Source organism: Actinomycetospora sp. C-140 (assembly GCF_054796175.1).
Window position 1 is genome coordinate 281,896 of record NZ_JBTWNF010000005.1, and the last position, 26,566, is coordinate 308,461.

Below are 26,566 nucleotides of genomic sequence, written 5' to 3' on the forward strand. Positions count from 1 at the left end.
CAACTCTAGCAACGCCGCTGATCGCCGTCGGACGGCGGGTCAGGCCCTCGTGTCAGGCGCCGGCCGCCCGGCGGTAGCCGTAGGTGCGCTCGCCGTCGAGGTCGTGGAACGCGGGGTCGTCGTCGGAGTCGTCGACGAGCTCGAGGTCCTCGGGCACCGGCGGCGGGGGCGTGCGCGGCGCCGCCCAGCGGGGCGCCTCGTCGTGGTCGGCGTGGTCGTCGCGACCGCCGCGCGCCACGGGCACCCGGCGGGTGTCCTCCTCGGCCGGCTCGTCGTCGAGCTCGTCGTCGGCGTAGGCGGCCTCGTAGTCCCCGTCGATCCAGTCGGTCTCGTCCTCACGCGCCGCGGCCATGCGGGCGTCGTGCTCGGCCTGACGGACCCGGCGGGCCTCGAGCGCCCGGCGCTCGCCGGACAGGCGGGCCGCGCGGCGGGCACGGACCTCCTCCTCGATGCGCGTCTGGCGGCGCAGGAAGATCAGGTAGCCGACGAGGACGACGTCGGCGGCGGCGTGCAGCCACCACATCATGCTGGAGACCACCAGCGCCGCGAGCGCCGAGAGCACCGCGACCGCGATGAGGCCGAGCGCGATCCGCTGCCGGAACGCGTAGCGCGCCTGGGCCGCGGCCGCCGCCGCGTCGGCGTCGAACCCGCCGCGGCCGGGCCGGTAGGGGCGCAGCTCCCGGGAGACGGTCTCGGTGTCCTCGAGATCCTCGAGGTCCTCGTCGTCGTAGCGGTCGTCGAACTCGTCGAGGTCGTCGTCGTACTCGTCGTACCCGCCGTCGGCGTCGTACCGGCTGTCGTAGCCGTCGTCACGGTCGTCGTGGTCGTCGTCCGGGGCCCGGCGGGGCAGGACCCGCTCGCGGCCGACCGGGCGCGCGTCGCGCCCCGCCTCGTCCTCGACGTCGTCCGTGTCGTCGAGCCCGCCGGCGACGGAGGTGTGGACGTCCGTGTCCAGATCGCGGTCCAGGTCGCCGCGGTCGGCGTCCAGGTCGAGCTCGGCGTCGAGGGCCTCGGGCGTCTCGTCGTCACGCTCGGCGAGCGTCGTCCCGGCCGTGCCCGCGCCGCGGCTCGTCGACCCGGAACCCGTCGCCGCCCGGTCGCCGCCGCCGCGGCCCGTCGTCTGCGCAGTCGTCACGGCGACCTCCTCGATCAGGGGTGCGCCGGCCGTCCGTGGCAGCACCCGGGCACTCAGGTCGGCCTCGGCGGGACGCGGGACCATCTGGCGGCGTCGGGCGACCACGGGGACCAGCACGACCAGCCACGCCAGGACCAGGGCTGCGAACACGACCGAGCTCGGCACCCGCAGACCTCCCACCGGGACGACCGCGACGACCGGATCCGGACCGCCGCGCTCGCCACGCTAGTCACACGAGTCCCTCGCGCCCCGTAGCGACGTCGGCGTGTCGTGTGCGAGCGGTGACGTCACCCCTCCAGTGGGGGAACCTCGTCCCCCGGGGTTCCGGGCCCGGAGCCACTCGACCGGGGGTCAAGCCACGATGGAGGGCTGGGCCATGTGGGTGCGAACCTCACGCCCGCTCGGCCAGGCCCGCCCGCAGCAGCCGCGCGACCAGGCCGTCGGGCAGGACGTCCTCCTCGGTGACGGCCAGGACGAGGTGGTCGCGCCAGTCGCCGTCGACCTCGAGGTAGCGCCGCAGGAGGCCCTCCTCGCGGAAGCCGAGCTTGGCGAGGACCCGTCGGCTGCGGGCGTTCTCGGGCCGCACGGTCGCCTCGATGCGGTGCAGGCCGACGCGGGCGAAGCAGTGGTCGACGGCCAGCGCGACGGCCGCGGTCGCGGCGCCCCCGCCGGCGACGTGCGCGGACACCCAGTAGCCGACGTAGGCCGAGAGCAGCGGCTCGCGCACCACGTTGCCGATGACGACCTGGCCGGCGAACTCGCCGTCCACGAGCAGTGTGAACGGCAGGGCCTGACCGGTGCGCCCCATCGAGCGCAGCGCGCTCCAGCGCGCGGGCCACTCGACGAGCGCGTTCCGCTCGGCCCACGGCCCCGGCAGCGTCGGCTCCCACGGCGCGAGGTGCTCCTCGTCGCGCAGGCGGGTCCGTGACCACGCCGCCCCGTCGCGCAGGCGCACCGGGCGGAGGGTCACGACGCCGGCCGGCACCCGCAGGTCGCGGGTGCGCGCCGGCCAGCCGGGGTGGCGCCCGGTCGGCCGGGCCCCGCCCCACGGGGCACGGGTCACGCGACGGATCCTCTCCCCGCGTCAGGTGCGGGGCGCGAGGAAGGAGACGCGCACCGGGGCGTCCATGCCGACCTCGGTGGTGTCCTCGTCGACGACGATCAGCGCGTTCGCCTCCGCGAGCGAGGACAGCAGGTGCGAGCCGGAGCTGCCCAGCGGCTGGGCGAGGTAGTCGCCGGTCTGGCGGTCGCGCAGCAGGCGGCCGCGGACATAGCTGCGGCGCCCGGGCGGGGAGCTGACCGGCGAGAGCAGCGCGGCGGTGACCTCGCGGCGGTGCAGCTCGGCGCGGCCCAGGGCGAGGCGGATCAGCGGGCGCACGAGCACCTCGAACACCACCAGGGCCGAGACCGGGTTGGCGGGCAGCAGGAAGGTCGGGACCTCCTCGCTGCCGAGGCGCCCGAAGCCCTGGACGGAGCCGGGGTGCATGGCCACCCGCGAGATGTCGACGGGCCCGAGGGCCGCGAGCGCGTCCTGGACGTCCTCGCCCAGCCGCCCGCCGACCCCGCCCGCGACGACGACGATCTCCGAGCGGGCCAGGGCGGACTCCACGGCCTCGCGCAGCGCGCCGGCCTCGGTGGACGCGATGCCCAGCCGGGTGACCTCGGCGCCGGCGTCGGACGCGGCGGCCGCGAGGGCGTAGGAGTTGACGTCGACGACCTGGCCGGTGCCCGGCGTGCGGTCGAGGTCGACGAGCTCGTCGCCCACGGCCAGCACCGACACGCGCGGGCGCGGGTGCACCAGGACCTTGGCGCGTCCGACCGCGGCGAGCAGCCCGACCTGCGCGGCGCCCACCGCGGCGCCGCGGCGGACCGCGACGTCGCCGGGCGCGACGTCCTCGCCGACCCGGCGCACCCAGGCCGCGGACGGCACCGGCGCCTTGACGGTCAGACGCGCCCGGTGGCCGGTGCCCCGGACCGCCGGGTCGTCGGCCGCGTCGGTGTGGTCGTGCGGCGCGACGGCGTCGGCCAGGGTCGGCAGCGGGGCGCCGGTGGCCACGCGCACGGCCTGGCCGGGCTGCAGGCGGTGCGCCTGGCGGGACCCGACCGCGACCTCGCCCACCACGGGCAGCTCGACCGGCTCCTCGGCCGCGGCGCGCACGTCGACGCTGCGCACCGCGAACCCGTCGACCGCCGCCTGGTCGAACCCCGGGAGCGCCCGGTCGGCGACGACCTCCTCGGCGCAGAGCAGTCCCTGGGCGGAGGAGATGTCGACCCGGATGGGCGCCGGGCGGACGGCCGCGTCGAGCACGCGACGCAGCTGGGCCTCCACCGTCCTCACCGTGATCGCCCCGTCATGGAGGCCATGGTCCTACGCCGGGCGCGTCGGATCGGGTTCCGACGCGCCCGATATCGTGGGACGGACCGGAGATCCGCACGTGGGAGCCGCATGAGCTACGTCGACGCCGCCCTGGCCGCCCTCACCGCGCGGGACGCGCACCCCGCGGAGGTCGAGGCCTTCCGCCGCCGGCTCGAGCAGCTGGCCAAGCCCGAGAGCGCGGTGGTGCCGGGCGGGGAGCTCGACGAGGTCGGCGACCTGCCCACGCTCGACGCGCTGGGTGAGCCCTCCGACGCCGACGCCCGCGCGGCGCTCGACCGGCTCGCGGTGATCAAGCTCAACGGCGGCCTGGGCACCAGCATGGGGCTCGCGGGCCCGAAGTCGCTGCTGGAGATCAAGCCCGGCACGAGCTTCCTCGACGCCGTCGCCCGCCAGACCCTGGCGCTGCGCGCGCACCACGGCGCCCGCCTGCCGCTGCTGCTCATGGACTCCGAGGGCACCCGCGAGCCCTCCCTCGCGGCGCTGCGCCGTCACGACGGCCTCGAGGACCCCGACCTGCCGCTGGACTTCCTCCAGGGTTCGGAGCCCAAGCTGCGCGCCGACGACTGGGAGCCGGTGTCGTGGCCCGCCGACCCGCGCCTGGAGTGGTGCCCGCCGGGTCACGGCGACCTCTACACCGCGCTCGCGGCGTCCGGGACGATCGAGAAGCTGCTGGCCGCGGGCGTGCGCTGGTGCTTCGTGTCGAACTCCGACAACCTCGGCGCGATCCCCGACGTGCGGGTCGCGGCGTGGATGGCGGCGCACGAGGTGCCCTTCGCCCTCGAGGTCGCGCGCCGCACGCCGATGGACCGCAAGGGCGGGCACCTCGCGCGGCACGCGGGATCGCTCGTGCTGCGCGAGACCGCGCAGGTGCCCGAGGGCGACGAGTCGTTCCAGGACATCGAGCGCTTCTGCTTCTTCAACACGAACAACCTCTGGTTCGACCTCGAGCACCTGCGCGCGCTCCAGGACGCCGACCCGGCGGCGCCGTTCCTGCCGCTGATCGTCAACAAGAAGACCGTCGACCCCACCGACAAGGCCTCGACGGCCGTGCTCCAGCTGGAGACGGCGATGGGCGCGGCCATCGGCTCGATCGAGGGCGCGCAGGCGATCGAGGTGCCGCGGACCCGGTTCGCGCCGGTCAAGACGACCGACGACCTGCTCGTCGCGCGCTCGGACCTCTACGACCTGACCGACGACGGGCGCATGGTGCCGACCGTCGACGGGTTCCCGGTGGTCGGCCTGGAGAAGGCCCGGTTCGGGATGCTCGGCGACTTCGAGCGCCGCTTCGCGGGTGGCGCGCCGTCGCTCGTCGCCGCGTCCTCGCTGACGGTCTCGGGGGACGTCACCTTCGGGTCGGGCGTCGTCGTCGAGGGTGACGTGACGGTGGAGGGGCCGCGCCACGTCGGGGACGGCGAGACGCTGACGGGGTGACCCGCACCAAGGCCGACCTGCGCCGCGAGCTGCTGGCGGCGCGCCGTTCCCGGTCGGGCGAGGCGCGCCGGGCCGACGCGGCGGCCCTGGCGGCGGGGCTGCCGGCCGTGGTCGAGGGTGTCGACGACCCGGTCTGCCTCTTCGTCGCGGTCGGCGGCGAGCCCGGCGCGACCCCCGACGGCGCGCTGCCCGTGCTCGACGCCGCCCGCGCCCTCGGCCGGCGGGTGCTCCTGCCCGTGACGGTCGGCGACGCGCCCCTGGACTGGGCGTGGTTCACGGGCGCCGACTCCCTCGGACCCGGCCCGCACGGCCTCCTCGAACCGGCGGGCGCGCGGCTGGGCCCTGGCGCGGTCGCCGACGCGGGCCTCGTCGTCGTCCCGGCCCTCGCCGTCGACCACCGCGGCGTGCGCCTCGGCCGCGGCGGGGGGCACTACGACCGCACCCTCCCCCTCGCGGGCCCCGCGACGCGTCTCGTGGCGCTGGTCGGCGACGACGGCCTGGTGACCGACCCCCTGCCGAGCGAACCCCACGACGTCGGGGTCCACGCCGTCTGGCGCCCGTCGTCCGGGGTGACGTGGTTGTCAGCCTGGCGTCCACTTGCTGACGATTAGACACAGCACGCCGATAGGATCAGTAAATCCCCCATCTCGGCACGGCACGGACCGGCCGCGGCGGAACAGCCGTGACGCATCCGGCGTTGGCACTCGCAGGGCGCGAGTGCCATCTACACTCTGCGCGGACATCACCACCCCGTCACCGGGGGCGGACGACCTCAGGAGTGCACGTGCCGACCTATCCCTACGCCTGCACCGCCTGCGACCACCGCTTCGAGCAGGTCCAGGCGTTCTCCGACCCCTCGCTGACCGAGTGCCCGGTCTGCGGCGGCCGGCTGCGCAAGGTGTTCTCGTCGGTGGGGATCGTGTTCAAGGGCAGCGGCTTCTACCGCAACGACGCGCGGTCGGGCTCGAACTCGGGCGGGTCGTCGGAGAAGTCCGAGAAGAGCGAGAAGGCGACGGCCGACTCCTCGTCGGGCTCGAGCGAGACGAAGGGCTCGAGCGAGACGAAGAGCTCGTCGGACTCCGGGGCCTCGAGCTCGTCCGGGTCGGGCTCGTCGGGCTCGAGCTCGTCCGGCTCGTCGACGACGTCGGGATCCTCGGCCAAGTCCGCCTGAGGGAGAGTCGAGGGGTGATCCGGGACGCCGACCCCGAGCCGGCGTCCCGGACCTACCTGACGCCCACCCGCTCCCCAGCGGTCGGCGTCGAGGTCCTCGCACAGGGAAAGACGGATCAGCGCCCGGATGGTTCCGGACTTTCCGCCGCGTCACCCTGTCGGGTGACATCGACGACGTTTCGGCGCCCGGGAATCGGGTCCTAGAGCGGTCGCCGGCGTTCGCCGCCGCTCTGACGTCCCGTCGCCGACGTGTCGCGCGGCCCGCCCTCCTGCGCCGCCAGGAGCGGCGAGCGCGACAGGAGGATCACCCCGACGGTCATCAGGACGGCGCCCGCCAGGCCGCCGAGCACGGCCGCCCCGCCGTTGACCTGCTCGCCGAGCAAGCCGATGCCCCAGATCGACGACAGCAGCGGGTTCCCGAGGATCAGACCGGGTTGCGACGCGAGCAGCCGGCCGGACCGCAGCGCGTGCTGCAGGGTCAGGAACGCCGCCGGCGCGACGGGCACGAGCAGGTAGCTCTGCCAGGTCGTGAGGACGCCGGTGAGGCCGCTCTCGGCCAACGCCTCGGTCATCGCCTTGACGATCACGGCGACGAAGCCCGACCCGATGCCCGCCGCGATGCCGTAGAAGGCGGCGCGGCCGACCGCGCGGGACCGCCTCGCGATCACCGTGGTGAGCCCGAGGAGGCCGAGGGTCACGATCGTGCCGAGGATCCAGACGAGCGCGCCGGCGCCGAGCGCGTCACCGCCGCTGGGCTGCAGGGTGACGAGCAGGACCACGAGGCCGACGGACATGATCGCGACGGCCGTCCACTCGTAGCGCCGCAGCGCGCCGCCGAGCACCAGCCAGCCCAGCAGCAGCGTGAACGGCAGCTCCATGACGAGCACCGGCTGCACGAGCGCGATCGACCCGATGCTCAGGGCCGTGGCCTGCAGCGCGACGGCCACCGCGAAGATCGAGGTACCGATCAGCCAGGCCGGGCGCTGGACCATGTCGCGCAGCGTCCCGGCGCTGATGCCGCGGGCACGCGCGCTGTCCTGGGCCGCCTTGCGCTGCAGGACCAGGGCGGTCGCGTTCGCGATGGTCGCGAGCAGCACGAGCACCACGGCCATTGCCTGCGCCCGCCCTCTTCCGATGTCTCGGCGACCCTCGGCCGCAAACTACCCGCGGGACGCCGACGGCCACGCGCCGGGCCGATCGTGCACACCCGACCGGGCGGTCCCGGACCGCCGGCTGCTCCGGACGCCGTCCCCATCCGCCGGACGCGTCCCCAGCCCGCGAGACGGTCCTCGGCTCCGGGGTGGCGCGCGCCCTACCGTCGATGACGTGCGAGAACGCGAGAAGCCGGCCCCGCGCCGGCGGCGCCGACGGCTCCCGCCGCCGGGGTGGCGACGGGTCGTGGCGCTGCGCCGGGCCGCCGCGGTGCTGCTCGTCGTGCTGGCGGCCGTGCTGCTCGCCGCGCCGGCCGCGGCGCCGGCCGGGACGCCGGTGCTCGTGGCGGCGCGCGACCTCGCCGCCGGTGTCGCGCTCGGCCCGGGGGACGTCACGGTGCGCCTGCTGCCCGACGAGCTCGTCCCGGCGGGCGCCCTGCGCGAGCCCGGAGCGGTGACGGGGCGCCAGGTGGTGGGCGGGGTCCGGGCCGGGGAGACGCTCACCGACGTGCGGCTGCTCGGCGCCCTCGCGGCCGTCGCCGCCGCGGGCGTGCCGGACGCGGCCGGGGTGCCGGTCCGCCTCGCCGACGCGGGCGTCGCGGCGCTGCTCACGCCCGGCACCCGGGTCGACCTGGTCGCCGCCGGGGACCAGCACGGTGCCGGCGAGCCGTCGGCGCCGCAGGACGTGCCGGGCGTCCCCACGGTGCTGGCGCCCGGCGCGGTCGTCCTCGCCGTGCTCCCGGCGCCCGAGCGGACGGCCGCGGCGGCGCCGGTCGTGGTCGTCGCGCTGCCGGCCGAGCTCGCGGCCCGGGTCGCGACCACCTCGCTGCGGGAGGAGGTGACGGTCACGCTGCGCTGAGCCAGCTGTTCGGGACGGTCCGGCCGTCAGGGCCGGTCGTGGTGCGGCGGGCGCTCGTCGTCGTAGCGACGTCGGTCGTCGTCCGGTCCCCCGCGGTCGGCGGGCTCGCGCTCGTCGGCCGACGCGACCGGCTCCTCGCCGAAGATCGCCGCCCGGCGTGCGGCGCGGCACCGGGCTGCGGCCCCGTCCGCCATCGGCGCGTCGGAGGCCCGCCCGCCGGGGGCCGATTCCTCGGGGGCCGGTTCTTCTGGAGCTGGTACCGCGGAGACCGCCCGGTCCGCGCCCGACCGGGCCTCCCGCGACCGGGGGTCGTCCCCGGAGGAGCTCAGTGCTCCTCCATCCCCGACAGCTCGGCGATCACGTGGGAGATCAGCGGGGTGAGCGTGGCCATCCCGTCGCGGACCGCTGCGCGGGAGGAGGCGAGGTTCACCACGAGCGTGCTGCCCGAGACGCCGACGAGCCCGCGGGACAGGCCGGCGTCGACGGCGCCGGCGGCGAGGCCCGACGCGCGGATGGCCTCGGCGATGCCCGGGATCGGGCGGTCGAGCACGCCCGCCGTCGCGTCGGACGTCACGGCGCGCGGCGACACCCCGGTGCCGCCGACGGTGACGACGAGGTCGACCCCGCCGATCACCGCGGTGTTCAGCGCGTTGCGGATCGCGACCGACTCGCCCGGCACGACGATCGTCCCGTCGACCACCAGGCCGGCCTCACCGAGCAGCTCGGTGACCAGCGGGCCGATGGTGTCCGAGGACTCGCCCCGGCTGACCCGGTCGTCGACCACGACGACGAGGGCACGTCCCAGCAACTCCTCCGCGCCGCCGTGCAGCGGCTGGTTCTCCATGGCGCCCAACGTAGTCGGGCGTCCGGCGGCGCCGAGCAGGCCGTCGGGGGTGTGCCACCACCGGGTGGGACCTGGGCGGATAGCGTGCCGGGGTGCGTGTTCTCGTGACGGGCGGAGCCGGCTTCATCGGCTCCCGCATCGCCGATGCCCTGGCCGAGGGTGGTCACACCCCGGTGCTGCTCGACGCGCTGCTCCCGCAGGCGCACGCGGCAGGCAAGGCGCCGCCATGGCTCGACCGCTACGAGCTGGTGCAGGGCGACGTCCGTGACGCGGGCCTGCTCGACCGGCTGCTGCCGCAGGTCGACACGGTGTGCCACCAGGCCGCCATGGTCGGCCACGGCGTCGACCCGAACGACGCGCCGGACTACGCCGAGAACAACGACGTCGCCACGGCCGTGCTGCTGGCCGCGATGTACCGCTCCGGGCACCGCGACCTCGTCATGGCGAGCTCCATGGTCGTCTACGGCGAGGGGCGCTACGCGTGCCCCGAGCACGGCGTCGTGCCCCCGCCGGACCGCCGGCAGGCCGACGTCGACGCCGGCCGCTACGACCTGCCGTGCCCGCACTGCGGCCGTGACCTCGCCGGCGAGCTCGTGCCCGAGGACGCCGCGCTCGAGCCGCGCAGCACCTACGCTGCGACGAAGCTCGCCCAGGAGCACCTGGCCGTCGCCTGGGCGCGCGCCACCGGCGGGCGGGTCTGGGCGATGCGCTACCACAACGTCTACGGCCCGCGGATGCCGCAGAACACGCCCTACGCCGGCGTCGCGTCGATCTTCCGCTCGTCGCTCGAGCGCGGCGAGGCCCCGCGCGTCATGGAGGACGGGCGCCAGCGCCGCGACTTCGTGCACGTCTCCGACGTCGCCGCCGCCAACGTCGCCGCGCTCGAGACGCCGGCTACCGACGGGCGGTGCGTCCCGCTCAACGTGTGCTCGGGCGAGGTCCGCACGATCGGCGACCTCGCGACCACCCTCGCCGGGGCCATGGACGGCCCGGCGCCGCAGATCGTCGGCGGGGCCCGGCCCGGCGACGTCCGCCACGTCACCGCCGACCCCGCCCGCGCCGCGGACCTGCTCGGCTACCGCGCCCGGACGACCTTCGCCGACGGCATCGCCGCCTTCGCCACCGATCCCCTGCGCGACGCCGTCGGCTGACCGACCCGGCTGATCAACGGGGACTTCGTACGCATAGAAGCAGCGAACAGGGCGTTCGCTGCGACAACGCGGGTCACCACACCGTCGCGAGCAGACTGTTGATCGCCAGGGCCAGGACGGCCTGGGCCAGGAGCCACCAGCGGGCCGCGGCGCGGGGCAGGAGCGCCGCGAGCGGGAGGATCCACAGCGCGAACGGCAGCCAGATCCGCTCGACCTCGGACTTCGAGAGCCCCGAGAAGTCCGCGGCGAGCACGGCGACGAGGCCGGCCGCGGCGAGCGCGACGAGGGCGACCGGTGCGGCGCGGGGCCGCCAGGCCGCACGCCGGAGGCCGGCGATCGCCGCGGGCCCGAGCACGAGGACCAGCGCGGCGAGGTTGCCCCACACCCAGTACTCGTACGGGCGCAGGAGGCCGAACTCGCCCTCCTGGTAGTAGCGCACCTGCACCTGCTCGTAGCCCTCGTACCACCAGAACCCGCCGGCGGTGAACGCCGCGACGACGGCCGCGACGCCGACGCCGCCGGTGATCAGGGGAGTGAACCGCCGGGCGAGCACCGCGACGACGACCGGCACCAGGCCCGCGACCACGAGCCCGTAGGAGAGGTAGAGCGAGAGCCCGAGGACGACGCCGCCGGCCAGGCACAGCACGTGCCCGGCGACGCTGCGGCGCGCGACGCCGAGGGCGAACAGGGCGACGCCCCAGGCGAACACGGCCGCGAACATCCCGTCGGCCGAGACCCCCACCCAGATCGCCGCTGGGGCGAGCACGCCGAACGGCAGGTACGCCCGCGCGAGGTCGCGGTCGCCCACGGCGGCGAGGGTGATCGCCACGGCGACGGCCGCCGAGGCGCCGATCGCGGCGGTGACCGCCCCCGCGTACTCGCCGCCCGGGAACCCCGCGCGGTCCAGCAGGACGTAGAACAGCGTCGCGCCCGGCGGGTGCCCGGACGCGTGGGTCACGAGCGTGTCGGGGGTGCGGCCCGCGATGCGCTCGGCGAAGGTCTGCAGGAAGACCGCGATGTCGGGCGTGCGGGGCACTTCGGCGAGGTACTCGGTCGGCGTCGCCAGCCGCTCGGCGACCCCGACGATCCATCCGTCGATCGTCGCGAGCGCGAAGGTCCACGCCAGCGAGGCGACGTAGGCCACCGCGAGCAGCGGGCCCCAGCGCAGCGAGCGCGCCACCGCGGGGCCACCGAGGGCGACGAGCAGGGCCACGACGGTCGCCGGCACGGTGCCCGGACCCACGCGGGGCAGCCACGACGCCAGCAGCGGCGGCCAGCCCACGAGCACGGGCACGCCCGCGTCGATCAACATCCATCCGACGACGGACGACGCCGTGACCAGCAGCGCAGCCACCAGGACCGCGATCAGGTCGCCACGCAGGCGCAGCGGCCGGCGGGTCGGCGACGGGGGCTCGCCGGCGGGTCCCGGGCGGTCGTGCACCACGGTCGTCATCAGCGCAGGACGGTACGGCGGCCCCGTGATCCCCCGGTGAGGAGGTCCGCCCGGAGGCCGCCGGTCGCCCGTCCGGACCAGGACAGACCCGTCGCGACGGAGCACCGTCCACCCGACACGGGGACCGACCCCGTGCGGCGGGCTCACGGGCGACCTCATAGCGTGACCGAGGTGGAGCAGCCCGCGGACCGTGTGGACGTCGTGCTCCCCTGCCTCGACGAGGCGGAGGCGCTCCCCGGGGTGCTCGCCGCCCTGCCCGCGGGCTTCGACGCGGTCGTCTGCGACAACGGCTCCACCGACGGCACACCGGAGATCGCCGAGCGTCTGGGCGCGCTCGTCGTCCACGAGGCCCGGCCCGGCTACGGCGCCGCGGTGCACACCGGGCTCGAGGCGACGCGGACCGACGTCGTCGCGGTGATCGACGCCGACGGTTCCCTCGACCCGGCCGAGCTGCCGGCCATGGTGCGGCTGCTGCGCGACACCGACGCCGACCTCGTCGTCGGGCGCCGCGTCCCGGCGGCCCCCGGGGTGTGGCCGTGGCACGCGCGGGTCAGCAACCTCGTGCTGTCCGGGCTGATGCGCACCCGCGGGGTCGCGGTGCGCGACATCGCGCCGATCCGCGTCGCGCGCCGAGAGGCCCTGCTCGACCTCGGGATCACCGACCGCGCCTTCGGCTACCCCCTCGAGCTGCTCATCCGGGCCGGCGCCGCCGGGTGGCGGATCCGCGAGGTCGACGTCGCCTACCGGCCCCGGACCGGCGGGCGCTCCAAGGTCTCCGGCTCGGTCAAGGGCACCGCGCGCGCCGTGCGGGACATGTCGAAGGCCATCGCGCGGACCCGGCCGGACGGACCGTCCACCGCCGTCGACGGCCGGGGTACCGCTTCATGACCGGCGGGGTCGAACCGATCACGAGCCCGCGCACGAACACGCCGTCCATGCGGACCAGTGCGCCGGTCACGAGGGTCGTCCTCGTGCTCGCGAAGGCCCCGGTGGCGGGCCGGGTGAAGACCCGCCTGACGCCCGCGGCGACCCCCGCGGGTGCCGCGGACGTCGCGGCGGCGGCCCTGCTCGACACCCTCGACGCCGCGCGCGCGGTCCCGGGCGCGCGGGTCGTCGTCGCCCTCGAGGGCGACGCCGCCGCGGCGGCGCGTCGCGACGAGATCGCCGCGGCGCTCGGCGACACGGTCGTCGTGCCGCAGCGCGGCGAGAGCCTCGGTGAGCGGATCACCGCCGCGCACGGCGACGTCGCCGACACGTTCCCCGGCGCGGTCAGCGTGCAGATCGGGATGGACACCCCGCAGGTCGACGCGACGATGCTCGCCGACGCGCTCGATCTCGTCACGACCGACGCCGAGGCCGCCCTGGGCCACGCGCTGGACGGCGGCTGGTGGGCGCTCGCCCTCGCCGACCCCCGGCAGGCGAAGCTGATCGCCGAGGTCCCCACCTCGCGCGACGACACCGGCGACCTCACGCTCGCCGCACTCCGGGCGGGGCACCCGGGCCACGTGCTCGCCCTGCCGCCCCTCTCCGACGTCGACACCCCCGACGACGCCGTCGCGGTCGCCGACCTCGTCCCCACCGGCCGTTTCGCCCGCGCCGTCGCGGACGCGCTCCCCGCCCCCGGAGGCCTCCCACGATGAGTTCCCTGACGTCGGCCCGCGCGAGCGCACCGGTCCACCCGGGCGACGGGGTCGAGCCGGGCCCGACCGACACCGGGGCGGTCTTCGACGCGGCGCTGGCCGGACGGTGCCACCGGCTGGTGCGCGGTGACGGCCTGGTCCTGCCGCTGGCCGTGCAGCGATGGCACGACGACGCCGACGACGACGACGCGTGGCTGCTCGAGCGCTGCTCGGGCGCGACGCTCGACCTCGGCTGCGGCCCGGGCCGCCTCGTCGTGGCGCTGGCCGACCGCGGCGTGGCGGCCCTGGGCGTCGACGTGTCGGTGCAGGCCGTCGAGCGCTGCCTCGAGCGCGGCGCCGCCGTCCTGCACCGCGACGCGTTCGAACGCCTGCCCGGCGAGGGCCGCTGGCAGCACGTCGTGCTGGCCGACGGCAACATCGGCATCGGCGGTGACCCGGTGGCGCTGCTGCGCCGCTGCCGCGCGCTGCTCGCCGACGGCGGCACCGTGCTGCTCGAGCTGGAGGCCGGCGCCGACCTCTGGTGCGGCACCGCCTACCTCGAGGGCCCCGACGACCTCACCGTCCGCGAGGCGGGCGGGCCGTGGTTCCCGTGGGCCGTGCTCGGCCCGGACGGCGTCGACGCCGTCGCGGCGGAGGCCGGGCTCGCCGTGGCCGAGCGCCACCAGACGGCCGACGGCGCCCGCTGCTTCGTGACGCTGACCCCCGCCTGAGCCTCCGGATCCCGGGCCGTCCCGGCGGCGGGCTCAGCGCCCGCCGATCACCCGGCTGCCCAGCGTGACCGTGACCTGGCGCGTACCGCCCGGCGCCTGCAGCGTGAGCGTCGCGGTCTGACCCGGCGCCCGCGACTGGATGGCGGCCACGAACGCGTTGGCGTCCTCGATCACCCGGTTGTCGACGCCGACGACCACGTCGCCGGCCGCGATGCCCGCGGTCTGCGCCGGCGAGCCCGGCTGCACGTCGGCCATCGCGGCGCCGCGCGGCCGGGCGTCGGCCACCCCGACCCCGATGACCGCCTGCGTGGCCTGGCCGGTGTCGACGAGCTCGGTGGCGAGCCTGCGGGCCTGGTTGATCGGGATCGCGAACCCGAGACCGATCGACCCGGCCTCCTGACCGGCGCTGCCGGTGACGCTCGCGATCGCGGTGTTGACCCCGATCACGCGGCCCTGGCCGTCGACGAGCGGACCGCCGGAGTTGCCGGGGTTGATCGCGGCGTCGGTCTGGATGGCGTCGAGGACGCTGCTCTGGCCGGACCCGGAGCCGCCCGCCTCGACCGGCCGGTTCAGGGCGCTGACGATGCCGGTGGTCACGGTGCCCGACAGCCCGAGCGGGGAGCCGACCGCGATGACGGCCTGCCCCTGGGCGAGCTGGTCGGAGTTGCCGAGGTTCGCGGGCCGGAGGTCGGTGACGCCGCTCGCGCGCACGACGGCGATGTCCGCGGCCGGCGCGGTGCCCACGACCTGCAGCGGCGCGGACCGGCCGTCGGAGAAGATCGCCTCGAGACCGCCGCCCTGGCCCGCCTGCAGGACGTGGTTGTTCGTCATGATCAGGCCGTCGGCCGACAGCACGACGCCGGAACCCTCGCCGGCCGCGCCCCGGATCTGCACGGCGCTGGGGATCACCGTCGCCGCGACCTGCTCGATCGAGCCGGGTGCCGCCGCCGCGGCGCCGCCCTCGGGGACGGGCTGGTCGAGCGCGGTGCCCTGCGACGACGTGCTCGAGCTGCCCAGTCCGCCGACCACCACCGCCGCCAGCACGCCGCCGACGAGGCCCGCGACCAGCGCCAGGGCGACCAGACCGAGCGTTCCCGGCCGGCGTGCCGACCGGGCGGTGTCCGGCGCCGCGGGTCCTCCCGGTGACGCCGCGCCGCCCCACCCGGCCCCGGGGTCGCGGGGGTAGCCCCCGGGCGGGGTCGCCGGACCCGCGGCGGCGGCGCCCCAGCCGTAACCCCCGGAGCCCCCGGAGCCGCCGGTCGGCGGGGCGAACCCGCCCGCCGGCGCCTCCCGCGTCTGCGGGGCGGTCGCGGGGTACGACGACACCGCGCCGAACGCCGCCGTCGCGCCGGCGGCACCGCCGGACGGGGTGCCGAGCCCGGGCGGCGATCCCGACGGCGGCCCGCCCGGTTGTCCGCCCTGCGGGGTCTGCGGCGCGAACGACGGCGTGGACGGGGACTGGGTGACCGTCGTCGGCGCGGTGTACGGCGCGGCGCGGTCGCCCTCGGTGTGGGACGCGGTGGTGGACGTGGCGTCGTACTCGCGCCCGGTGCCCTCGGCCCAGCGCACCCCGCCCGGGCCGGCGGGACGGGCGCCGCTCGGCGCCGCCGTCTCGGAGGCGCTCCCGGGCGTGCTCGCCGCCGTCACGGACGTGTCCGCCGTCGTGGACGTCCTGGACGTGCCGGCCGTCTCCGACTCCTCCGACGTCTCCGGCGCACCGGCGGCGGAGGCCGACGTCGATCCGGGCGGCGGGCCGGCCCCGGGGTTTCCGGAGCCGTCCGGGGCGGCGGAGGCGGCGTCGTTCTCACTCATGTGCCCAGCCTCTCGCATCGCCCGCGGCGCCGCGTCGACAGGCGCCCGCCGCGGGCGTCGCCGGGACGGGGGAAGCTGGTGGGGTGGAACGTGGAGTGCCCGGCCCGTCGCACGGCGGCCCGCCGGCCGTCGACGACCGTCCCGAGGCACCCGACCCCGGGGCTCCCCCGGAGAGCTCGGACTCTTCCGCGGGGACCGCGAGCGCCCCCCGCGACGACGAGCAGGACCACCCGCCCGGCCTCGTCCGCCACGTCCTGCAGGGCATCCCGCTGCGTCGCCGCGTCGGGATCCTCGTCTCCGTCGGCGGCGGGCTGCTCGTCGCGCTGATCGCCGCGGCGGTCTTCTTCACCGCCCAGCGCGCGCTCTACGACCAGCTCGACGAGAGCCTGGTGCAGCGCGCGACCACGGCCGCGTCGGGCGACCTCGCCGATCCCGCGATCCTGCTGCGGGTCTCGTCGGACGCGCTCGCCGCCGGCGAGGTGCGGGTCGCGATCGTCACCGCGGACGGCGAGTTCGTCACCCTGCGCGGCAACAGCCCGCCGCTCGGCGCGGCCGAGGTGTCGGCGGCGCGCCGGGACCCGCCGACCTCGGTGCGGACCGGCGTCATCGACGGCGAGGTCTACCGCGTCGTGGCCGTCTACGCGGGCGAGAACCGGGCGCTGGTGCTCGCCCAGGAGCTCGACCCGACCCGGCAGACGCTGCGCAAGCTCGCCGTCGTGCTCATCGTCGCGGGCGCCTCGGGCGTCCTGCTCGCGGCGCTGACCGGTGTCGCGATCGCCCGCGCGGGCCTGCGCCCGGTCGAGCGCCTGATCTCGGCGACCGAGCGCGTCGCGCGCACGGGCGACCTGCGCCCGATCCCGGTCACCGGCGGCGACGAGATCGCGCGCCTGACGTCGAGCTTCAACGCCATGCTCGCGGCGCTGGCGTCGTCGATCGAGCGACAACGCCGGCTCGTGGCCGACGCCGGCCACGAGCTGCGGACCCCGCTGACGTCGCTGCGCACCAACCTCGAGCTGCTCATGGCCTCCGACCAGGCCTCCGGGCGGCCCGGGGCCCCGACGCTGTCCGCGCAGGACCGCGCCGAGCTCCAGGAGGACCTGCGCGCCCAGGTCGACGAGCTCGCGAACCTCATCGGCGACGTCGTCGAGCTCGCCCGCGACGACCCGCCGGAGGTGACGGCCGAGCCCCTCGACCTCGCCGACGTCGTCGAGCGCGCCCTCGACCGGGCCCGGCGCCGCGCGGTCGCGGAGAACGTGGGGTTCGACGTCGACCTCGCGACGTGCGAGGTCGTCGGCGACGCCAACGCCCTCGAGCGCGCGGCGCTCAACCTGCTCGACAACGCCGCGAAGTGGAGCCCGCCGGGCGCGAGCGTGCGCGTCACCCTGCGCCCCGGCGTCGCCCCCGAACGCCCGGGCACGGCGGTGCTCGAAGTGGCCGACGCGGGACCGGGGATCGCCGACGAGGAGCTCGACCTCGTCTTCGAGCGCTTCTACCGCTCGCTCGACGCCCGGACGATGAGCGGGTCGGGGCTCGGGCTCTCGATCGTCGCCCAGGTCGCGGAGCGCCACCACGGCGGCGTCTCGGCCGGCCGTGCACCCGAGGGCGGGGCCCTGCTGCGCTTCTGGATGCCCCGGCGTTAGTCCTCATGGACGTCACGCGCCGTCACGGTCCTGTACGAAGAGCTGTGACGCGGCTTACCGTCGGGTGCGAAGACGTCGACGTCGAGAGGTTGTCCCGTGAGCAGACTGCGCTTCGGCACGTTCCTGGCCCCGTTCCACCGCGCCGGTGAGAACCCGACCCTGGCCCTGCAGCGCGACCTCGAGCTCATCGAGCACCTCGACGCCCTCGGCATCGACGAGGCGTGGATCGGGGAGCACCACTCGGCGGGCAGCGAGATCATCGCCTCCCCGGAGATCTTCATCGCGGCCGCCGCGGAGCGCACCAAGCGGATCAGGCTCGGCACCGGCGTGACGTCGGCGAGCTACCACAACCCGCTCTGGGTGGCCGACCGCATGGTGCTGCTCGACCACCTCACCCGCGGGCGCTCGATGCTCGGCGTCGGGCCGGGCTCGCTGCCCAGCGACTCGTCGATGATCGGGCTGAACCCCACAGACACCCGCGAGCTGCTGGACGTCAACCTCGACATCATCATGCGGCTGCTGCGCGGCGAGGTCGTCACCGAGCAGACGAAGACCCACAACCTCGTCGAGGCCCAGCTGCAGCTGCGCCCCTACACCGAGCCGTGCTTCGACATCGCCGTCGCGGCCGTCGCGTCGCCGACCGGGCCGCGCATGGCCGGCCGGCACGGCGTGGGGCTGCTCTCGATCGGCGCGACGCTGACCCAGGACGGCTTCGACGCGCTCGCGCACCACTGGAACGTCGTCGAGGAACGCGCCCAGCACTACGGGCAGCCGACGCCGGACCGCGACAAGTGGCGCCTGGTGGGCCTCATGCACATCGCGGAGACCAAGGAGCAGGCCTACCGCGACGTCGAGTACGGGATCGAGAACTGGTTCCGCTACTTCCAGAAGACCGCGGCGTTCCCGCAGATGGCGGTCGAGGGCGGCGACGTCAAGGAAATGATCGACTTCATCAACGAGGCCGGCATCGGGGCGATCGGCACGCCGGACGACGCGCGCGCCCAGGTCCAGCGCCTCGCCGACCAGTCGGGCGGCTTCGGCGCGATGCTCCTGCTCGGGCACGAGTGGGCGAACCCGCAGGCGACCAAGCGTTCGTGGGAGCTCATCGCCCAGGAGGTGCTCCCCCACTTCCAGGGCACGACGTGGGGCGGGCGCTCGCACGCCGAGTCGACCCAGGCGGCCAAGGAGCGCGCCGGCCTGCGCCGCGACGAGTTCGCGGCCACCCAGCTCGACGCCGTCGACCACATGACCAAGAAGTACGAGGCCGAGGTCGCCTCGAAGAGCTGACCGACGTACGTGAGCGAACTTTGGGCCTATAGGCCCAAAGTTCGCTCACGTGTCTACGGCGGGGTCTCGCGCAGGACGTAGCCCACGCCGCGGACGGTGTGGATGAGGCGGGCCTCGCCCTCGGCCTCGGTCTTGCGGCGCAGGTAGCCGACGTAGACCTCGAGCGCGTTGCCCGTGGTCGGGAAGTCGTAGCCCCAGACGTCCTCGAGGATCCGGCTGCGGGTGAGCACGCGGCGCGGGTTGGCCATGAACATCTCGAGCAGCGAGAACTCGGTGCGCGTGAGGCTGATCGGCCGCTCGCCGCGGCGGACCTCGCGGGTGACGGGGTCGAGCGAGAGGTCCGCGAAGCGCAGCGGCTCGGGGTCGGGTGCGCCGTTGGTGCTCTCGTCGGGGATGGTCCGGCGCAGCAGCGCGCGCAGCCGGGCCAGCAGCTCCTCGAGCGCGAACGGCTTGGCCAGGTAGTCGTCCGCGCCCGCGTCGAGGCCGGCAACACGGTCGGAGACGGCCTCGCGCGCGGTGAGCACGAGCACCGGGATGTCGTCGCCGGCGTTGCGGAGGCGCCGGCAGACCTCGAGGCCGTCGACCCGCGGCATCATCACGTCGAGGACGAGGGCGTCGGGGCGCTGCCCGTCACCGGCCAGGGCGTCGAGGGCCTGCTGCCCGTCCGCGGCGAGCTCGACCTGGTAGCCGTTGAACGCCAGGGAGCGGCGCAGGGAGTCGCGCACCGCCCGGTCGTCGTCCGCGACGAGGATCCGCATGGCGCACAGTGTGGCCGCACGCCCTGAGACGGTGCTGAGACCGCGCCGCGACGCTCCCCCGTCGGGAGCAGCCGGTTCCCGAGGACGGGCCACCGAGACCGGATCGACACCCGCGACACGCAACCCTCGTCCGCTCCGCGACGTCTGCCACGAGAGAGGATGTCGGGGCAGGATCTCCCCGAATCGGGATGAGGGGGTCGGTGTGTCGGGAACGGAGCGCGCCCGCGCGACGGGGGTCCGCAGGTCCGATCGGGCCACGGCGGTCCCGATCGTGGTGCTGCTCGCCCTGGCCGCTCTGCTGGGTGGGTGCGCCGTCGGCCCCACCGCGGCCCCGGCGTCGCCGCCGGCACCCCCCGTGGCCCTCGCCGCGTCGGTCGCACCGGGTGCCGCGGACGTGGCGCCCGCCGAGCCCCTGGTCGTCTCCGCCGCCGGCGGTCGGCTGACCCAGGTGACCGTCACCCCCACCGGCGCCGCTCCGCTCGCCGGCACGCCCGACCCGAGCGGCACACGCTGGACCAGCGCCGCGCTCGCCTACGACACCGAGTACCGCGTGCAGGCCGCCGGCGTCGACTCCGACGGCCGCCCCGGCGCCCCGCTCGACCAGACCTTCCGCACCGTCGCCCCCGAGCAGACCCTCGAGATCGCCAGCACCCGCCCCACCGACGGGCAGACCGTCGGCGTCGCGATGCCGATCTCGATCACCTTCGACGCCCCCGTCACCGACCGCGCCGCCGTCGAGCGCCGCGTGTCGGTGCGGACGTCGGTGCCCACCGAGGGCTCGTTCCACTGGATGTCCGACGAGCAGCTCAACTGGCGCCCGAAGGACTACTGGCGCCCCGGCACGCAGGTCACGGTGGACGCGCGGCTGTTCGGGGTCGACACCGGCGAGGGCGTCTTCGGGGCCGAGGACAGCTCGTTGTCGTTCACCGTGGGCCGCGACCAGCGCGCCCGCGGCGACGTCAACGCCCACACCCTCGTGCTCTACCAGGACGGGCGCGAGCTGCAGACCATGCCGGCCTCCTACGGCCGCCCGCAGTACCCGACCCAGTACGGCGTCCACGTCGCGTTCGAGAAGCACGAGATCAAGCGGATGCGCTCGGACACGTGGGGCGGCCCGGCCGAGGGCACCCCGGGTTTCTACGACGAGGAGCTGCCCCTCGCCGTGCGGATCTCGAACAACGGCGAGTTCGTGCACGTCAACGCGGCGACGGTGCGCCAGCAGGGCCGCAGCAACGTCTCCCACGGCTGCGTGAACCTCTCCCCCGCCAACGGGCAGATGTTCTTCAACTGGGTGCAGATGGGCGACCCGGTGGAGATCGTCGGCTCCGAGCGGCCGCTGACCCCGGCCGACGGCGACATCGCCGACTGGCTGATCCCGTGGGAGCAGTACCGGCAGGGTTCGGCGCTGGCCTGAGGCAGGCGGCGCACGGGGAGATCACGAGCGCGCTGTCCACCCCGACGGGCTCCGGCACGTCGATGACGCTCCCCTGATCTTCGGGCGGGTGATGTTCACGGAGATCACCAGGGCGGAGACACCTCCGCGAGCCCTCGGGAGGTGACTCTCGGACTGCGGATCTCCCGCAGGACCTCACCGGGAGCGGAGGACGGGCGAGGGGACCCGAGATGCTTCGGTTTCCGAAGCACATCGACCACCCTCGACGCCCCGACCTGCACCCACACGGCGCGGGACCGAGGCCCCGGAGGTGGGGCGCCGGGATTCGCTCCGCCTAGAACTCCACGCGCACGAGGCCGAGGACCTCGGCGCGCCAGTCGGCGTAGGCCTTGCCGATCGCCGCGCGGTCGCCGGTCTGGTCGGCCGGCGCCGTCGCCTCGGCGCCGCTGTCTCCCAGGGCCGCGGCGATGTCGGCGGGGCTCCAGCCCGGGCCCGCCGTGCGCACGCGCAGGTGGGCGGGCGCGCGCTCGGCGCGCAGGGCGTGGGCGAGCACGCGCATGAGGGCGGTGCGCGCCTCCTGGTCGTCGGGGGCGTCGATGTCGACGTTGGTCTGGCCGCCGACGAGGAGGACGGTCGCGGAGTCGGCGAGGACGGGCAGCACGGTCTCCGCGGCGCGGAAGCGGCTGAGCAGGCCCTCGGAGAGGAACTGCTCGACCCGCGAGACGAGGCTGCCGTGCCGGGGCGTCATGGCCACCGGCAGCTGCACGTAGCCGTCGAAGGTGGTGCCGCGGACCGCCTCGCCGAGACGGTCGAGCGTATCCACGACGGTGGTCTCCGCCCCCGTCGCGCGGATGGCCTCGGCCACCTCGGTCAGTCGCTCGCCGCCACCGGTCACCAACACCGTCGTCATGGCGCGTGACCCTAATCGGGCAGCGACCCCTCCGGCAGACGAGATCGCGTGTACATCGCCACCACCCGCGCGGCCGCGTCGGCCATCTCCGCGCGGAGCTCCGCGGGGGCGAGCACCTCGACGGTCTCGCCGTAGCCCAGCAGGGCGGCCCGCGCGGCGAGCACCGACCGGAACGGCGCGACGAGGCGCTCGCGACCGTCGGCCTCGACACCCTCGGAGCGCCACGGGCCCGCGAGCTGGGCGAGGTGCACCCGGCGCAGCGTGGCCGCCCAGTCGGGGTCGACGAGCAGCCGGACCTCGACCTCCTCGCCGGCGGTCTCCAGCCGGTCGCGCAGCTCGCCCCACACCTCGGCGAGGCCGCGCTCGTCGGGCCGGCGGGCGGGCGTCCCGGTGGCCGTCACCGCGCGCACGCGGCTGACGCGGTACATCTTCGGCTGCCCGCGGTGGGCGGCCACGAGGTACCAGGTGCCCGCCTTGCTGACCAGGCCGTACGGGTCGACCGTGCGCCACGTGGCCCGCGGCGAGTCCCCCGTCGCGTACTGCATCCGCACCCGCTCGTCGGCGACGAGCGCCGCGTCGAGCGCCGGGAGCGCCGGCAGGTCCTCGGGCGCGCGCCGCCAGCCCTGGTGCTCCACGAGCAGCCGCCGCCGCGCCCGGTCGACGTCGTCGCGGCGGGCCTCCGGGAGCGCGGCCAAGAGCTTGCGCGACGCCGAGGCGAGCGCGGGACCCAGCGCGCCGTCGGCCGACGCGCCGAGCGCCACCAGCGCGCGCACCTCGTCGTCGGTCATGCCGGTGACGTCGGTGCGGTAGCCCTCGAGCAGGGCCACCCCGCCGCGGCGCCCGCGTTCGCAGTACACCGGCACCCCCGCCGACGAGAGGGCCTCGACGTCACGCTGCACGGTGCGCGTGGAGACCTCGAGGCGCCGCGCGATCTCGGGCGCGGGCAGCCGTCCGTGGGTCTGCAGGAGCAGCAACGTCGCGAGCAGACGGTCCGAGCGCACCCCGTGGATTCTGCCCCGAAATCACGACAGCAGATGTCGTGTATGGCGGCGCACCCTGCTTCCCATGACCGCCGCGCTCGCCGCCCACGCCCTGCAGCCCCTGGGGCCCTTCGACCTCGAGCGCACCCGCGCGTTCGTCGGTCGCTGGGCACCGATCACCCGCCACACGCCCACCGCCGACGAGCCGCTGCGCCTCACCGCGCCCCTCGACGGCGACCAGCGCCCCGTGGCGTTCGCCCTGCGCCAGGACGCCCCCGACGGCCCGGTGACCGTCGAGATCGCCGGGGCCGACGGCGCCGAGGACGTGGCGCTCGCCCAGATCGCGCGCATCCTGTCGCTCGACCACGACGCCCGCGACTACCCCGTGGTCGGGCGCCGGCTCCCGGCGATCGGCGACCTGATGGCCGCCCACCCCGGCCTGCGCCCCACGTTGTTCGGCGGGCCCTACGAGGCCGCCGCGTGGAGCGTCGTGTCGGCGCGGATCAGCGAGCGCCAGGCCGGCACGGTCTTCCGGCGCCTGTCCGCCGCGCACGGCGAGACCCTCACGGTCGCGGGCGCCGAGGTCGTCGCGTTCCCGCGCCCCGAGGCGCTGCGCCGGGTCGAGGCGTTCCCCGGGCTCTCCGCGGAGAAGGTGGCGCGACTGCACGGCGTCGCCGACGCGGCCCTGGCGGGCGAGCTCGAGGTGGCGCGGTTGCGCGACCTGGGCCCCGAGGGCGCCCGGGCGGCGCTGCGGCGGCTGCGCGGCATCGGCGAGTTCTACGCCTCCCTGATCTGGCTGCGGTCCTGCGGCGTGGTCGACGAGTTCCCCGCCGAGGAGCCCCGCTGCCGCGCCACCCTCGCCCGCCTCCACGGGCGAGGACCCGACGACCCGCTCGACGACCTGATCGAGCTGCTGCGCCCCTACCGGATGTGGGTCGCGCTGCTCCTGCGCGTGGCCGGCTCCGACGCCGCAGCCTGACCGACACCACCCCGAGAAGGAGATCCACCATGACCGCTCCCGACCCCCGCCCGCTGATGACCCGCGCGCTCGACCAGATCGGCGCCCTCGTCGAGGGCACCACCGCCGACCAGCTCGACCGCCCGACGCCGTGCGACGACTGGGACGTGCGCGCACTGCTCGGCCACCTCGTCGGTGTGCACCGCCGCATCGCGCACGTGGGCGCCGGCGGCCACTTCGCCGACGTCCCCGCCGACCCCGCGGCCGCCGACGGCGACCCGGCCACCGAGATCGCCGCGGCCCGCCCGGACGTCGACCGCGCGTGGGGCCTCGACGGCGGCGACGACTCCGTCCTCGACCGCGTCCTCACCGTCCCGTGGGGCACCATGCCCGGTCGGTTCGTCGGCTTCGGGTACGTCCAGGAGCTCACGGTCCACGCCTGGGACCTCGCCGCGGCCACGGGACGCTCCGCAGGCCTCGACGAGGAGCTCGCCGTGGCGATCGAGGAGAACGCCCGTCGCGTGCTCCCGGCCGAGCCGCGCGGCGGGCCGATCCCCTTCGGCCCGCCGGTGGACGTCGCGGCGGACGCCGGTGCCTACGAGCGCGTGGTGGCGTGGCTCGGACGGGAGCCGCGACCCACTTTCGTCTGATGAACAGACAATCCGGTCAGTCATCTGGCGTGAACAGCGTGTGAGGGCGACCATCGCCCGATGGCGGTACCCACCGGGGCGACGGAGCCCACGAGCCCGGCCGGCGCGATCCTCGAGCGGCTGCCCCTCGCGGGCTGGCACCGCCGACTGGTCGTGCTGGTCGGGATCGGCTCGTTCTTCGACCTCTACGAGGTCTTCCTGGGCGGCGTCCTCGCCCCGATCCTGGCCAAGGAGTTCTCGCTCGGGTCGATCGGCAAGGCCGCCGTCGTCGGCAGCGGGTTCCTCGGCATGTTCGTGGGCGCGATCGTGCTCTCGGTGCTCGCCGACCGCCTCGGGCGCCGGCGGGTCTTCCTGCTCAACCTGCTCATGTACTCGCTGTTCTCGCTGGCCGCGGCGTTCTCCCCGGACATCGGGTGGTTCCTGGTGCTGCGGTTCCTCGCGGGCGTCGGGCTGGGCGCGGAGCTGGTGCTCGTCGACACCTATCTCGCCGAGTTCCTCCCGGCCCATTCCCGCGGGCGGTACACGGCGTGGGCGTACACCGTCGGCTTCCTCGGCGTCCCGGTGGCGGCCCTGCTCGGCGGCAAGCTCGTCGCGGCATCCCAGCTCGGCGGGATCGACGGCTGGCGCTGGCTGCTCATCGCCGGCGGGCTCGGCGCGGTGTTCGTGCTCGTGCTGCGCCGGGTGCTGCCGGAGTCGCCACGGTGGCTCGAGTCGCAGGGGCGCACCGAGGAGGCGGTGGAGGTCGCCCGGACGATCGCCGTCAAGGTCGGGCACCCGGTGGCCCCGGACGACGTCCCGGCCCGCGTGACGCCGGAGGAGCCACCGGAGAAGCGCTCGACCCGGGAGGTCCTGCGCACCGCCCTGAACGGTCAGTACCGCACCCGGATGGTCATGTTGCTGATCTTCCAGGTGCTCCAGACCATCGCCTACTACGGCTTCGGCACGCTCGCGCCGCTCGTGCTGGTGAGCAAGGGCTTCGAGGTCACCGAGTCGCTCGGCTACGCCGCGCTGTCGTTCTTCGGCTACCCCATCGGCTCGCTGATCTCGGTGCCGCTGGTGGAGCGCTTCGAGCGCAAGTGGCTGATCGTCGGCTCGGCGATCGCCATCGGCGTGCTCGGCATCGTGTTCGCCGCCGCGTCGGCGCCCTGGCTCATCGTGCTCGCCGGCTTCCTGCTGACCTCGGCGAGCAACATCTTCTCCAACGCCTTCCACATCTACCAGGCGGAGATCTTCCCGACCTCGATCCGCTCGACCGCCAGCGGCGTCGCGTACTCGCTGTCGCGGGCGACGTCCGCGGTCATGCCGTTCATCGCCGTCCCGCTGCTGGCGACGGCCGGCCCGGTCGCGGTCTTCGGCGGCGCGGCGTTCCTGATCCTGCTGCTCTGCCTCGACGTCGGCATCCTCGGGCCGCGCAGCACCGGGCTCGCGCTCGAGGAGGTGGACCCCTGACCGCGGCGTCGCGCCGCCCCATTCGTTCCGAGCACGTATCATCTCCTGCGACGGGGAGTGACCCGATGGGTCACGCGCGGGGGCAGCGGGGCGAAGGACGGGTGAGCGGTGGCGTCGAGATCGGGAGCCGCAGCGGCCACGAACACCGGTGACGAGGTCCGCGAGGCCCGGGCCGCGCGGCGGCGGGTCCGCCTCGACCCGCCGGCCGACCTGGTGGCCGCACCCGGCTACGGCGCCCGCCGGGTCTACCAGGCCTACCTCGCGGCCTGGAACCGCCACGTCGACTCCGTGCTGACCGGCCCGCAGTTCGCGGTGCTCTCGGCCGTGCGCGCCTACCCCGACGCCGACCAGACGGCCTTGGCCAGCGCCGTCGCCCTCGACACCTCGACGATGGCGGACGTCTGCCGGCGCATGGAGCGGCGCGGGCTCATCGCCCGGCACGAGGCACCCCACGACGCGCGGGCGAAGGTCCTGACGCTCACCGACGCGGGCGTCGAGGCCCTGGCCGAGACCAACCGCCGCGCCCGCGCCCTCGACGAGGCCCTGCTCGCGGGCTGCTCGCCCGAGCAACGGCCACACCTGGCCTCGCTGCTCAACGACCTCGGCCGCCAGTGGGAGGACGTCGCCGAGCGCGGCGACCTCTGAGCCTGCTCCCGAGACCACGAGCGACGGCGCAACGGACGGACACGTCTCGTCCCGATGGGCCACGTGGCCCCCGTCGATCTGTTACGGCCACATCTCGGGACCCGCTCAGCTATTGCGTCCTCGGATAGTACGTGCTCGGATTTAACGCAGCCGAACGCGAGCA

Annotated in this window: 26 protein-coding genes and 1 pseudogene; 15 read left to right on the plus strand and 12 right to left on the minus strand. The window is 75.6% G+C overall.

Annotated features, from left to right (window positions below):
• Positions 1-52 precede the first annotated feature (52 nt).
• From sepX to glp, 3 genes are all read right to left on the minus strand, one after another.
• Positions 53-1,300, minus strand: a complete 1,248-nt coding sequence (sepX, locus tag ACR9E3_RS11225; protein ID WP_460380306.1) for a divisome protein SepX/GlpR — start codon at positions 1,298-1,300, stop codon at positions 53-55.
• Positions 1,301-1,526: 226 nt separating this feature from the next.
• Positions 1,527-2,198: a GNAT family N-acetyltransferase gene (locus ACR9E3_RS11230; RefSeq protein WP_460380307.1), complete on the minus strand. Its 672-nt coding sequence runs from the start codon at positions 2,196-2,198 to the stop codon at positions 1,527-1,529.
• Between the two features lie 21 nt (positions 2,199-2,219).
• On the minus strand, positions 2,220-3,473 hold the full coding sequence (gene glp / locus ACR9E3_RS11235) for a molybdotransferase-like divisome protein Glp (RefSeq protein WP_460380308.1): 1,254 nt from the start codon (positions 3,471-3,473) through the stop codon (positions 2,220-2,222).
• Positions 3,474-3,581: 108 nt separating this feature from the next.
• Between glp and ACR9E3_RS11240 the strand changes: the two genes are divergently transcribed.
• The 3 genes and pseudogenes from ACR9E3_RS11240 to ACR9E3_RS11250 all read left to right on the plus strand — a co-directional run.
• Positions 3,582-4,943, plus strand: a complete 1,362-nt coding sequence (locus ACR9E3_RS11240; RefSeq protein ID WP_460380309.1) for a UTP--glucose-1-phosphate uridylyltransferase — start codon at positions 3,582-3,584, stop codon at positions 4,941-4,943.
• Positions 4,940-5,554: a 5-formyltetrahydrofolate cyclo-ligase gene (locus tag ACR9E3_RS11245; RefSeq protein ID WP_460380310.1), complete on the plus strand. Its 615-nt coding sequence runs from the start codon at positions 4,940-4,942 to the stop codon at positions 5,552-5,554. The genes ACR9E3_RS11240 and ACR9E3_RS11245 overlap by 4 nt, the downstream gene beginning before the upstream one ends.
• A gap of 173 nt (positions 5,555-5,727) precedes the next feature.
• Positions 5,728-5,820 (plus strand): annotated as a pseudogene (locus ACR9E3_RS11250) (FmdB family zinc ribbon protein); the annotation flags it as partial.
• Between the two features lie 62 nt (positions 5,821-5,882).
• Here ACR9E3_RS11250 and ACR9E3_RS11255 read toward each other — a convergent pair.
• Positions 5,883-6,104, minus strand: coding sequence for a hypothetical protein (locus ACR9E3_RS11255; protein WP_460380427.1), 222 nt, complete (start codon positions 6,102-6,104; stop codon positions 5,883-5,885).
• A gap of 209 nt (positions 6,105-6,313) precedes the next feature.
• Complete coding sequence (locus tag ACR9E3_RS11260) at positions 6,314-7,225, minus strand: DMT family transporter (RefSeq protein ID WP_460380311.1); 912 nt, start codon at positions 7,223-7,225, stop codon at positions 6,314-6,316.
• A 214-nt stretch (positions 7,226-7,439) separates the two neighbouring features.
• On the opposite strand from ACR9E3_RS11260, the gene ACR9E3_RS11265 reads away from it, so the two are divergent.
• Complete coding sequence (locus ACR9E3_RS11265; protein ID WP_460380312.1) at positions 7,440-8,123, plus strand: SAF domain-containing protein; 684 nt, start codon at positions 7,440-7,442, stop codon at positions 8,121-8,123.
• A 26-nt stretch (positions 8,124-8,149) separates the two neighbouring features.
• Here ACR9E3_RS11265 and ACR9E3_RS11270 read toward each other — a convergent pair whose 3' ends face one another.
• Positions 8,150-8,317 (minus strand): hypothetical protein, encoded by a 168-nt coding sequence (locus ACR9E3_RS11270; protein ID WP_460380313.1) that lies wholly within the window; start codon positions 8,315-8,317, stop codon positions 8,150-8,152.
• A gap of 131 nt (positions 8,318-8,448) precedes the next feature.
• Positions 8,449-8,967, minus strand: a complete 519-nt coding sequence (locus tag ACR9E3_RS11275; RefSeq protein WP_460380314.1) for a MogA/MoaB family molybdenum cofactor biosynthesis protein — start codon at positions 8,965-8,967, stop codon at positions 8,449-8,451.
• 92 nt (positions 8,968-9,059) lie between these two features.
• On the opposite strand from ACR9E3_RS11275, the gene ACR9E3_RS11280 reads away from it, so the two are divergent.
• Positions 9,060-10,118 (plus strand): NAD-dependent epimerase/dehydratase family protein, encoded by a 1,059-nt coding sequence (locus ACR9E3_RS11280; RefSeq protein ID WP_460380315.1) that lies wholly within the window; start codon positions 9,060-9,062, stop codon positions 10,116-10,118.
• Positions 10,119-10,191: 73 nt separating this feature from the next.
• On the opposite strand, the gene ACR9E3_RS11285 is transcribed toward ACR9E3_RS11280, so the two are convergent.
• Positions 10,192-11,571: a hypothetical protein gene (locus ACR9E3_RS11285; protein ID WP_460380316.1), complete on the minus strand. Its 1,380-nt coding sequence runs from the start codon at positions 11,569-11,571 to the stop codon at positions 10,192-10,194.
• A 192-nt stretch (positions 11,572-11,763) separates the two neighbouring features.
• On the opposite strand from ACR9E3_RS11285, the gene ACR9E3_RS11290 reads away from it, so the two are divergent.
• Genes ACR9E3_RS11290 through ACR9E3_RS11300 form a run of 3 tightly spaced genes read left to right on the plus strand, consistent with a single transcriptional unit; the run spans position 11,764 to position 13,921 of the window.
• Complete coding sequence (locus tag ACR9E3_RS11290; protein WP_460380418.1) at positions 11,764-12,459, plus strand: glycosyltransferase family 2 protein; 696 nt, start codon at positions 11,764-11,766, stop codon at positions 12,457-12,459.
• A 47-nt stretch (positions 12,460-12,506) separates the two neighbouring features.
• Positions 12,507-13,211, plus strand: a complete 705-nt coding sequence (locus tag ACR9E3_RS11295) for a TIGR04282 family arsenosugar biosynthesis glycosyltransferase (protein ID WP_460380420.1) — start codon at positions 12,507-12,509, stop codon at positions 13,209-13,211.
• Positions 13,208-13,921: a class I SAM-dependent methyltransferase gene (locus ACR9E3_RS11300; RefSeq protein WP_460380317.1), complete on the plus strand. Its 714-nt coding sequence runs from the start codon at positions 13,208-13,210 to the stop codon at positions 13,919-13,921. The genes ACR9E3_RS11295 and ACR9E3_RS11300 overlap by 4 nt, the downstream gene beginning before the upstream one ends.
• Positions 13,922-13,954: 33 nt before the next feature.
• On the opposite strand, the gene ACR9E3_RS11305 is transcribed toward ACR9E3_RS11300, so the two are convergent.
• A complete protein-coding gene (locus ACR9E3_RS11305) occupies positions 13,955-15,733 on the minus strand; it encodes a S1C family serine protease (RefSeq protein WP_460380318.1) in 1,779 nt (592 codons plus the stop codon).
• 254 nt (positions 15,734-15,987) lie between these two features.
• On the opposite strand from ACR9E3_RS11305, the gene ACR9E3_RS11310 reads away from it, so the two are divergent.
• Together ACR9E3_RS11310 and ACR9E3_RS11315 are read left to right on the plus strand one after the other, a co-directional pair.
• On the plus strand, positions 15,988-17,373 hold the full coding sequence (locus ACR9E3_RS11310) for a HAMP domain-containing sensor histidine kinase (protein WP_460380422.1): 1,386 nt from the start codon (positions 15,988-15,990) through the stop codon (positions 17,371-17,373).
• A 96-nt stretch (positions 17,374-17,469) separates the two neighbouring features.
• Positions 17,470-18,660: an LLM class flavin-dependent oxidoreductase gene (locus ACR9E3_RS11315; protein WP_460380319.1), complete on the plus strand. Its 1,191-nt coding sequence runs from the start codon at positions 17,470-17,472 to the stop codon at positions 18,658-18,660.
• A gap of 53 nt (positions 18,661-18,713) precedes the next feature.
• Here the strand turns inward: ACR9E3_RS11315 and ACR9E3_RS11320 are convergent, their stop codons facing one another.
• Positions 18,714-19,418: a response regulator transcription factor gene (locus ACR9E3_RS11320; protein ID WP_460380320.1), complete on the minus strand. Its 705-nt coding sequence runs from the start codon at positions 19,416-19,418 to the stop codon at positions 18,714-18,716.
• Between the two features lie 271 nt (positions 19,419-19,689).
• Here ACR9E3_RS11320 and ACR9E3_RS11325 point away from each other — a divergent pair, with 271 nt between their 5' ends.
• A complete protein-coding gene (locus tag ACR9E3_RS11325) occupies positions 19,690-20,832 on the plus strand; it encodes a L,D-transpeptidase (protein ID WP_460380321.1) in 1,143 nt (380 codons plus the stop codon).
• A 313-nt stretch (positions 20,833-21,145) separates the two neighbouring features.
• Here the strand turns inward: ACR9E3_RS11325 and ACR9E3_RS11330 are convergent, their stop codons facing one another.
• Both ACR9E3_RS11330 and ACR9E3_RS11335 read right to left on the minus strand, forming a co-directional pair.
• Entirely contained in the window at positions 21,146-21,721 is a 576-nt protein-coding gene (locus ACR9E3_RS11330; RefSeq protein ID WP_460380322.1) for a hypothetical protein, read from the minus strand.
• A gap of 11 nt (positions 21,722-21,732) precedes the next feature.
• Positions 21,733-22,722 carry a helix-turn-helix transcriptional regulator gene (locus ACR9E3_RS11335; RefSeq protein WP_460380323.1) on the minus strand — a complete coding sequence of 330 codons (990 nt, stop codon included), beginning with the start codon at positions 22,720-22,722 and terminating at the stop codon, positions 21,733-21,735.
• A 64-nt stretch (positions 22,723-22,786) separates the two neighbouring features.
• On the opposite strand from ACR9E3_RS11335, the gene ACR9E3_RS11340 reads away from it, so the two are divergent.
• The 4 genes from ACR9E3_RS11340 (at position 22,787) to ACR9E3_RS11355 (ending at position 26,403) form a co-directional block, all read left to right on the plus strand.
• Positions 22,787-23,680 carry a DNA-3-methyladenine glycosylase family protein gene (locus ACR9E3_RS11340; protein WP_460380324.1) on the plus strand — a complete coding sequence of 298 codons (894 nt, stop codon included), beginning with the start codon at positions 22,787-22,789 and terminating at the stop codon, positions 23,678-23,680.
• A 29-nt stretch (positions 23,681-23,709) separates the two neighbouring features.
• Complete coding sequence (locus tag ACR9E3_RS11345) at positions 23,710-24,309, plus strand: TIGR03086 family metal-binding protein (RefSeq protein ID WP_460380325.1); 600 nt, start codon at positions 23,710-23,712, stop codon at positions 24,307-24,309.
• A 60-nt stretch (positions 24,310-24,369) separates the two neighbouring features.
• Complete coding sequence (locus ACR9E3_RS11350) at positions 24,370-25,758, plus strand: MFS transporter (RefSeq protein ID WP_460380326.1); 1,389 nt, start codon at positions 24,370-24,372, stop codon at positions 25,756-25,758.
• Between the two features lie 108 nt (positions 25,759-25,866).
• A complete protein-coding gene (locus ACR9E3_RS11355) occupies positions 25,867-26,403 on the plus strand; it encodes a MarR family winged helix-turn-helix transcriptional regulator (protein WP_460380327.1) in 537 nt (178 codons plus the stop codon).
• Positions 26,404-26,566: the final 163 nt, after the last annotated feature.

Coding starts and splice junctions, on each gene's coding strand:
- ACR9E3_RS11260 (WP_460380311.1), bottom strand. CDS start 7,225: ATGGCCGTGGTGCTCGTGCTGCTCGCGACCATCGCGAACGCGACCGCC.
- ACR9E3_RS11285 (WP_460380316.1), bottom strand. CDS start 11,571: ATGACGACCGTGGTGCACGACCGCCCGGGACCCGCCGGCGAGCCCCCG.
- ACR9E3_RS11240 (WP_460380309.1), top strand. CDS start 3,582: ATGAGCTACGTCGACGCCGCCCTGGCCGCCCTCACCGCGCGGGACGCG.
- ACR9E3_RS11320 (WP_460380320.1), bottom strand. CDS start 19,418: ATGCGGATCCTCGTCGCGGACGACGACCGGGCGGTGCGCGACTCCCTG.
- ACR9E3_RS11345 (WP_460380325.1), top strand. CDS start 23,710: ATGACCGCTCCCGACCCCCGCCCGCTGATGACCCGCGCGCTCGACCAG.
- ACR9E3_RS11275 (WP_460380314.1), bottom strand. CDS start 8,967: ATGGAGAACCAGCCGCTGCACGGCGGCGCGGAGGAGTTGCTGGGACGT.
- ACR9E3_RS11330 (WP_460380322.1), bottom strand. CDS start 21,721: ATGACGACGGTGTTGGTGACCGGTGGCGGCGAGCGACTGACCGAGGTG.
- ACR9E3_RS11305 (WP_460380318.1), bottom strand. CDS start 15,733: ATGAGTGAGAACGACGCCGCCTCCGCCGCCCCGGACGGCTCCGGAAAC.
- ACR9E3_RS11270 (WP_460380313.1), bottom strand. CDS start 8,317: ATGGCGGACGGGGCCGCAGCCCGGTGCCGCGCCGCACGCCGGGCGGCG.
- ACR9E3_RS11350 (WP_460380326.1), top strand. CDS start 24,370: ATGGCGGTACCCACCGGGGCGACGGAGCCCACGAGCCCGGCCGGCGCG.
- ACR9E3_RS11300 (WP_460380317.1), top strand. CDS start 13,208: ATGAGTTCCCTGACGTCGGCCCGCGCGAGCGCACCGGTCCACCCGGGC.
- ACR9E3_RS11295 (WP_460380420.1), top strand. CDS start 12,507: ATGCGGACCAGTGCGCCGGTCACGAGGGTCGTCCTCGTGCTCGCGAAG.
- ACR9E3_RS11340 (WP_460380324.1), top strand. CDS start 22,787: ATGACCGCCGCGCTCGCCGCCCACGCCCTGCAGCCCCTGGGGCCCTTC.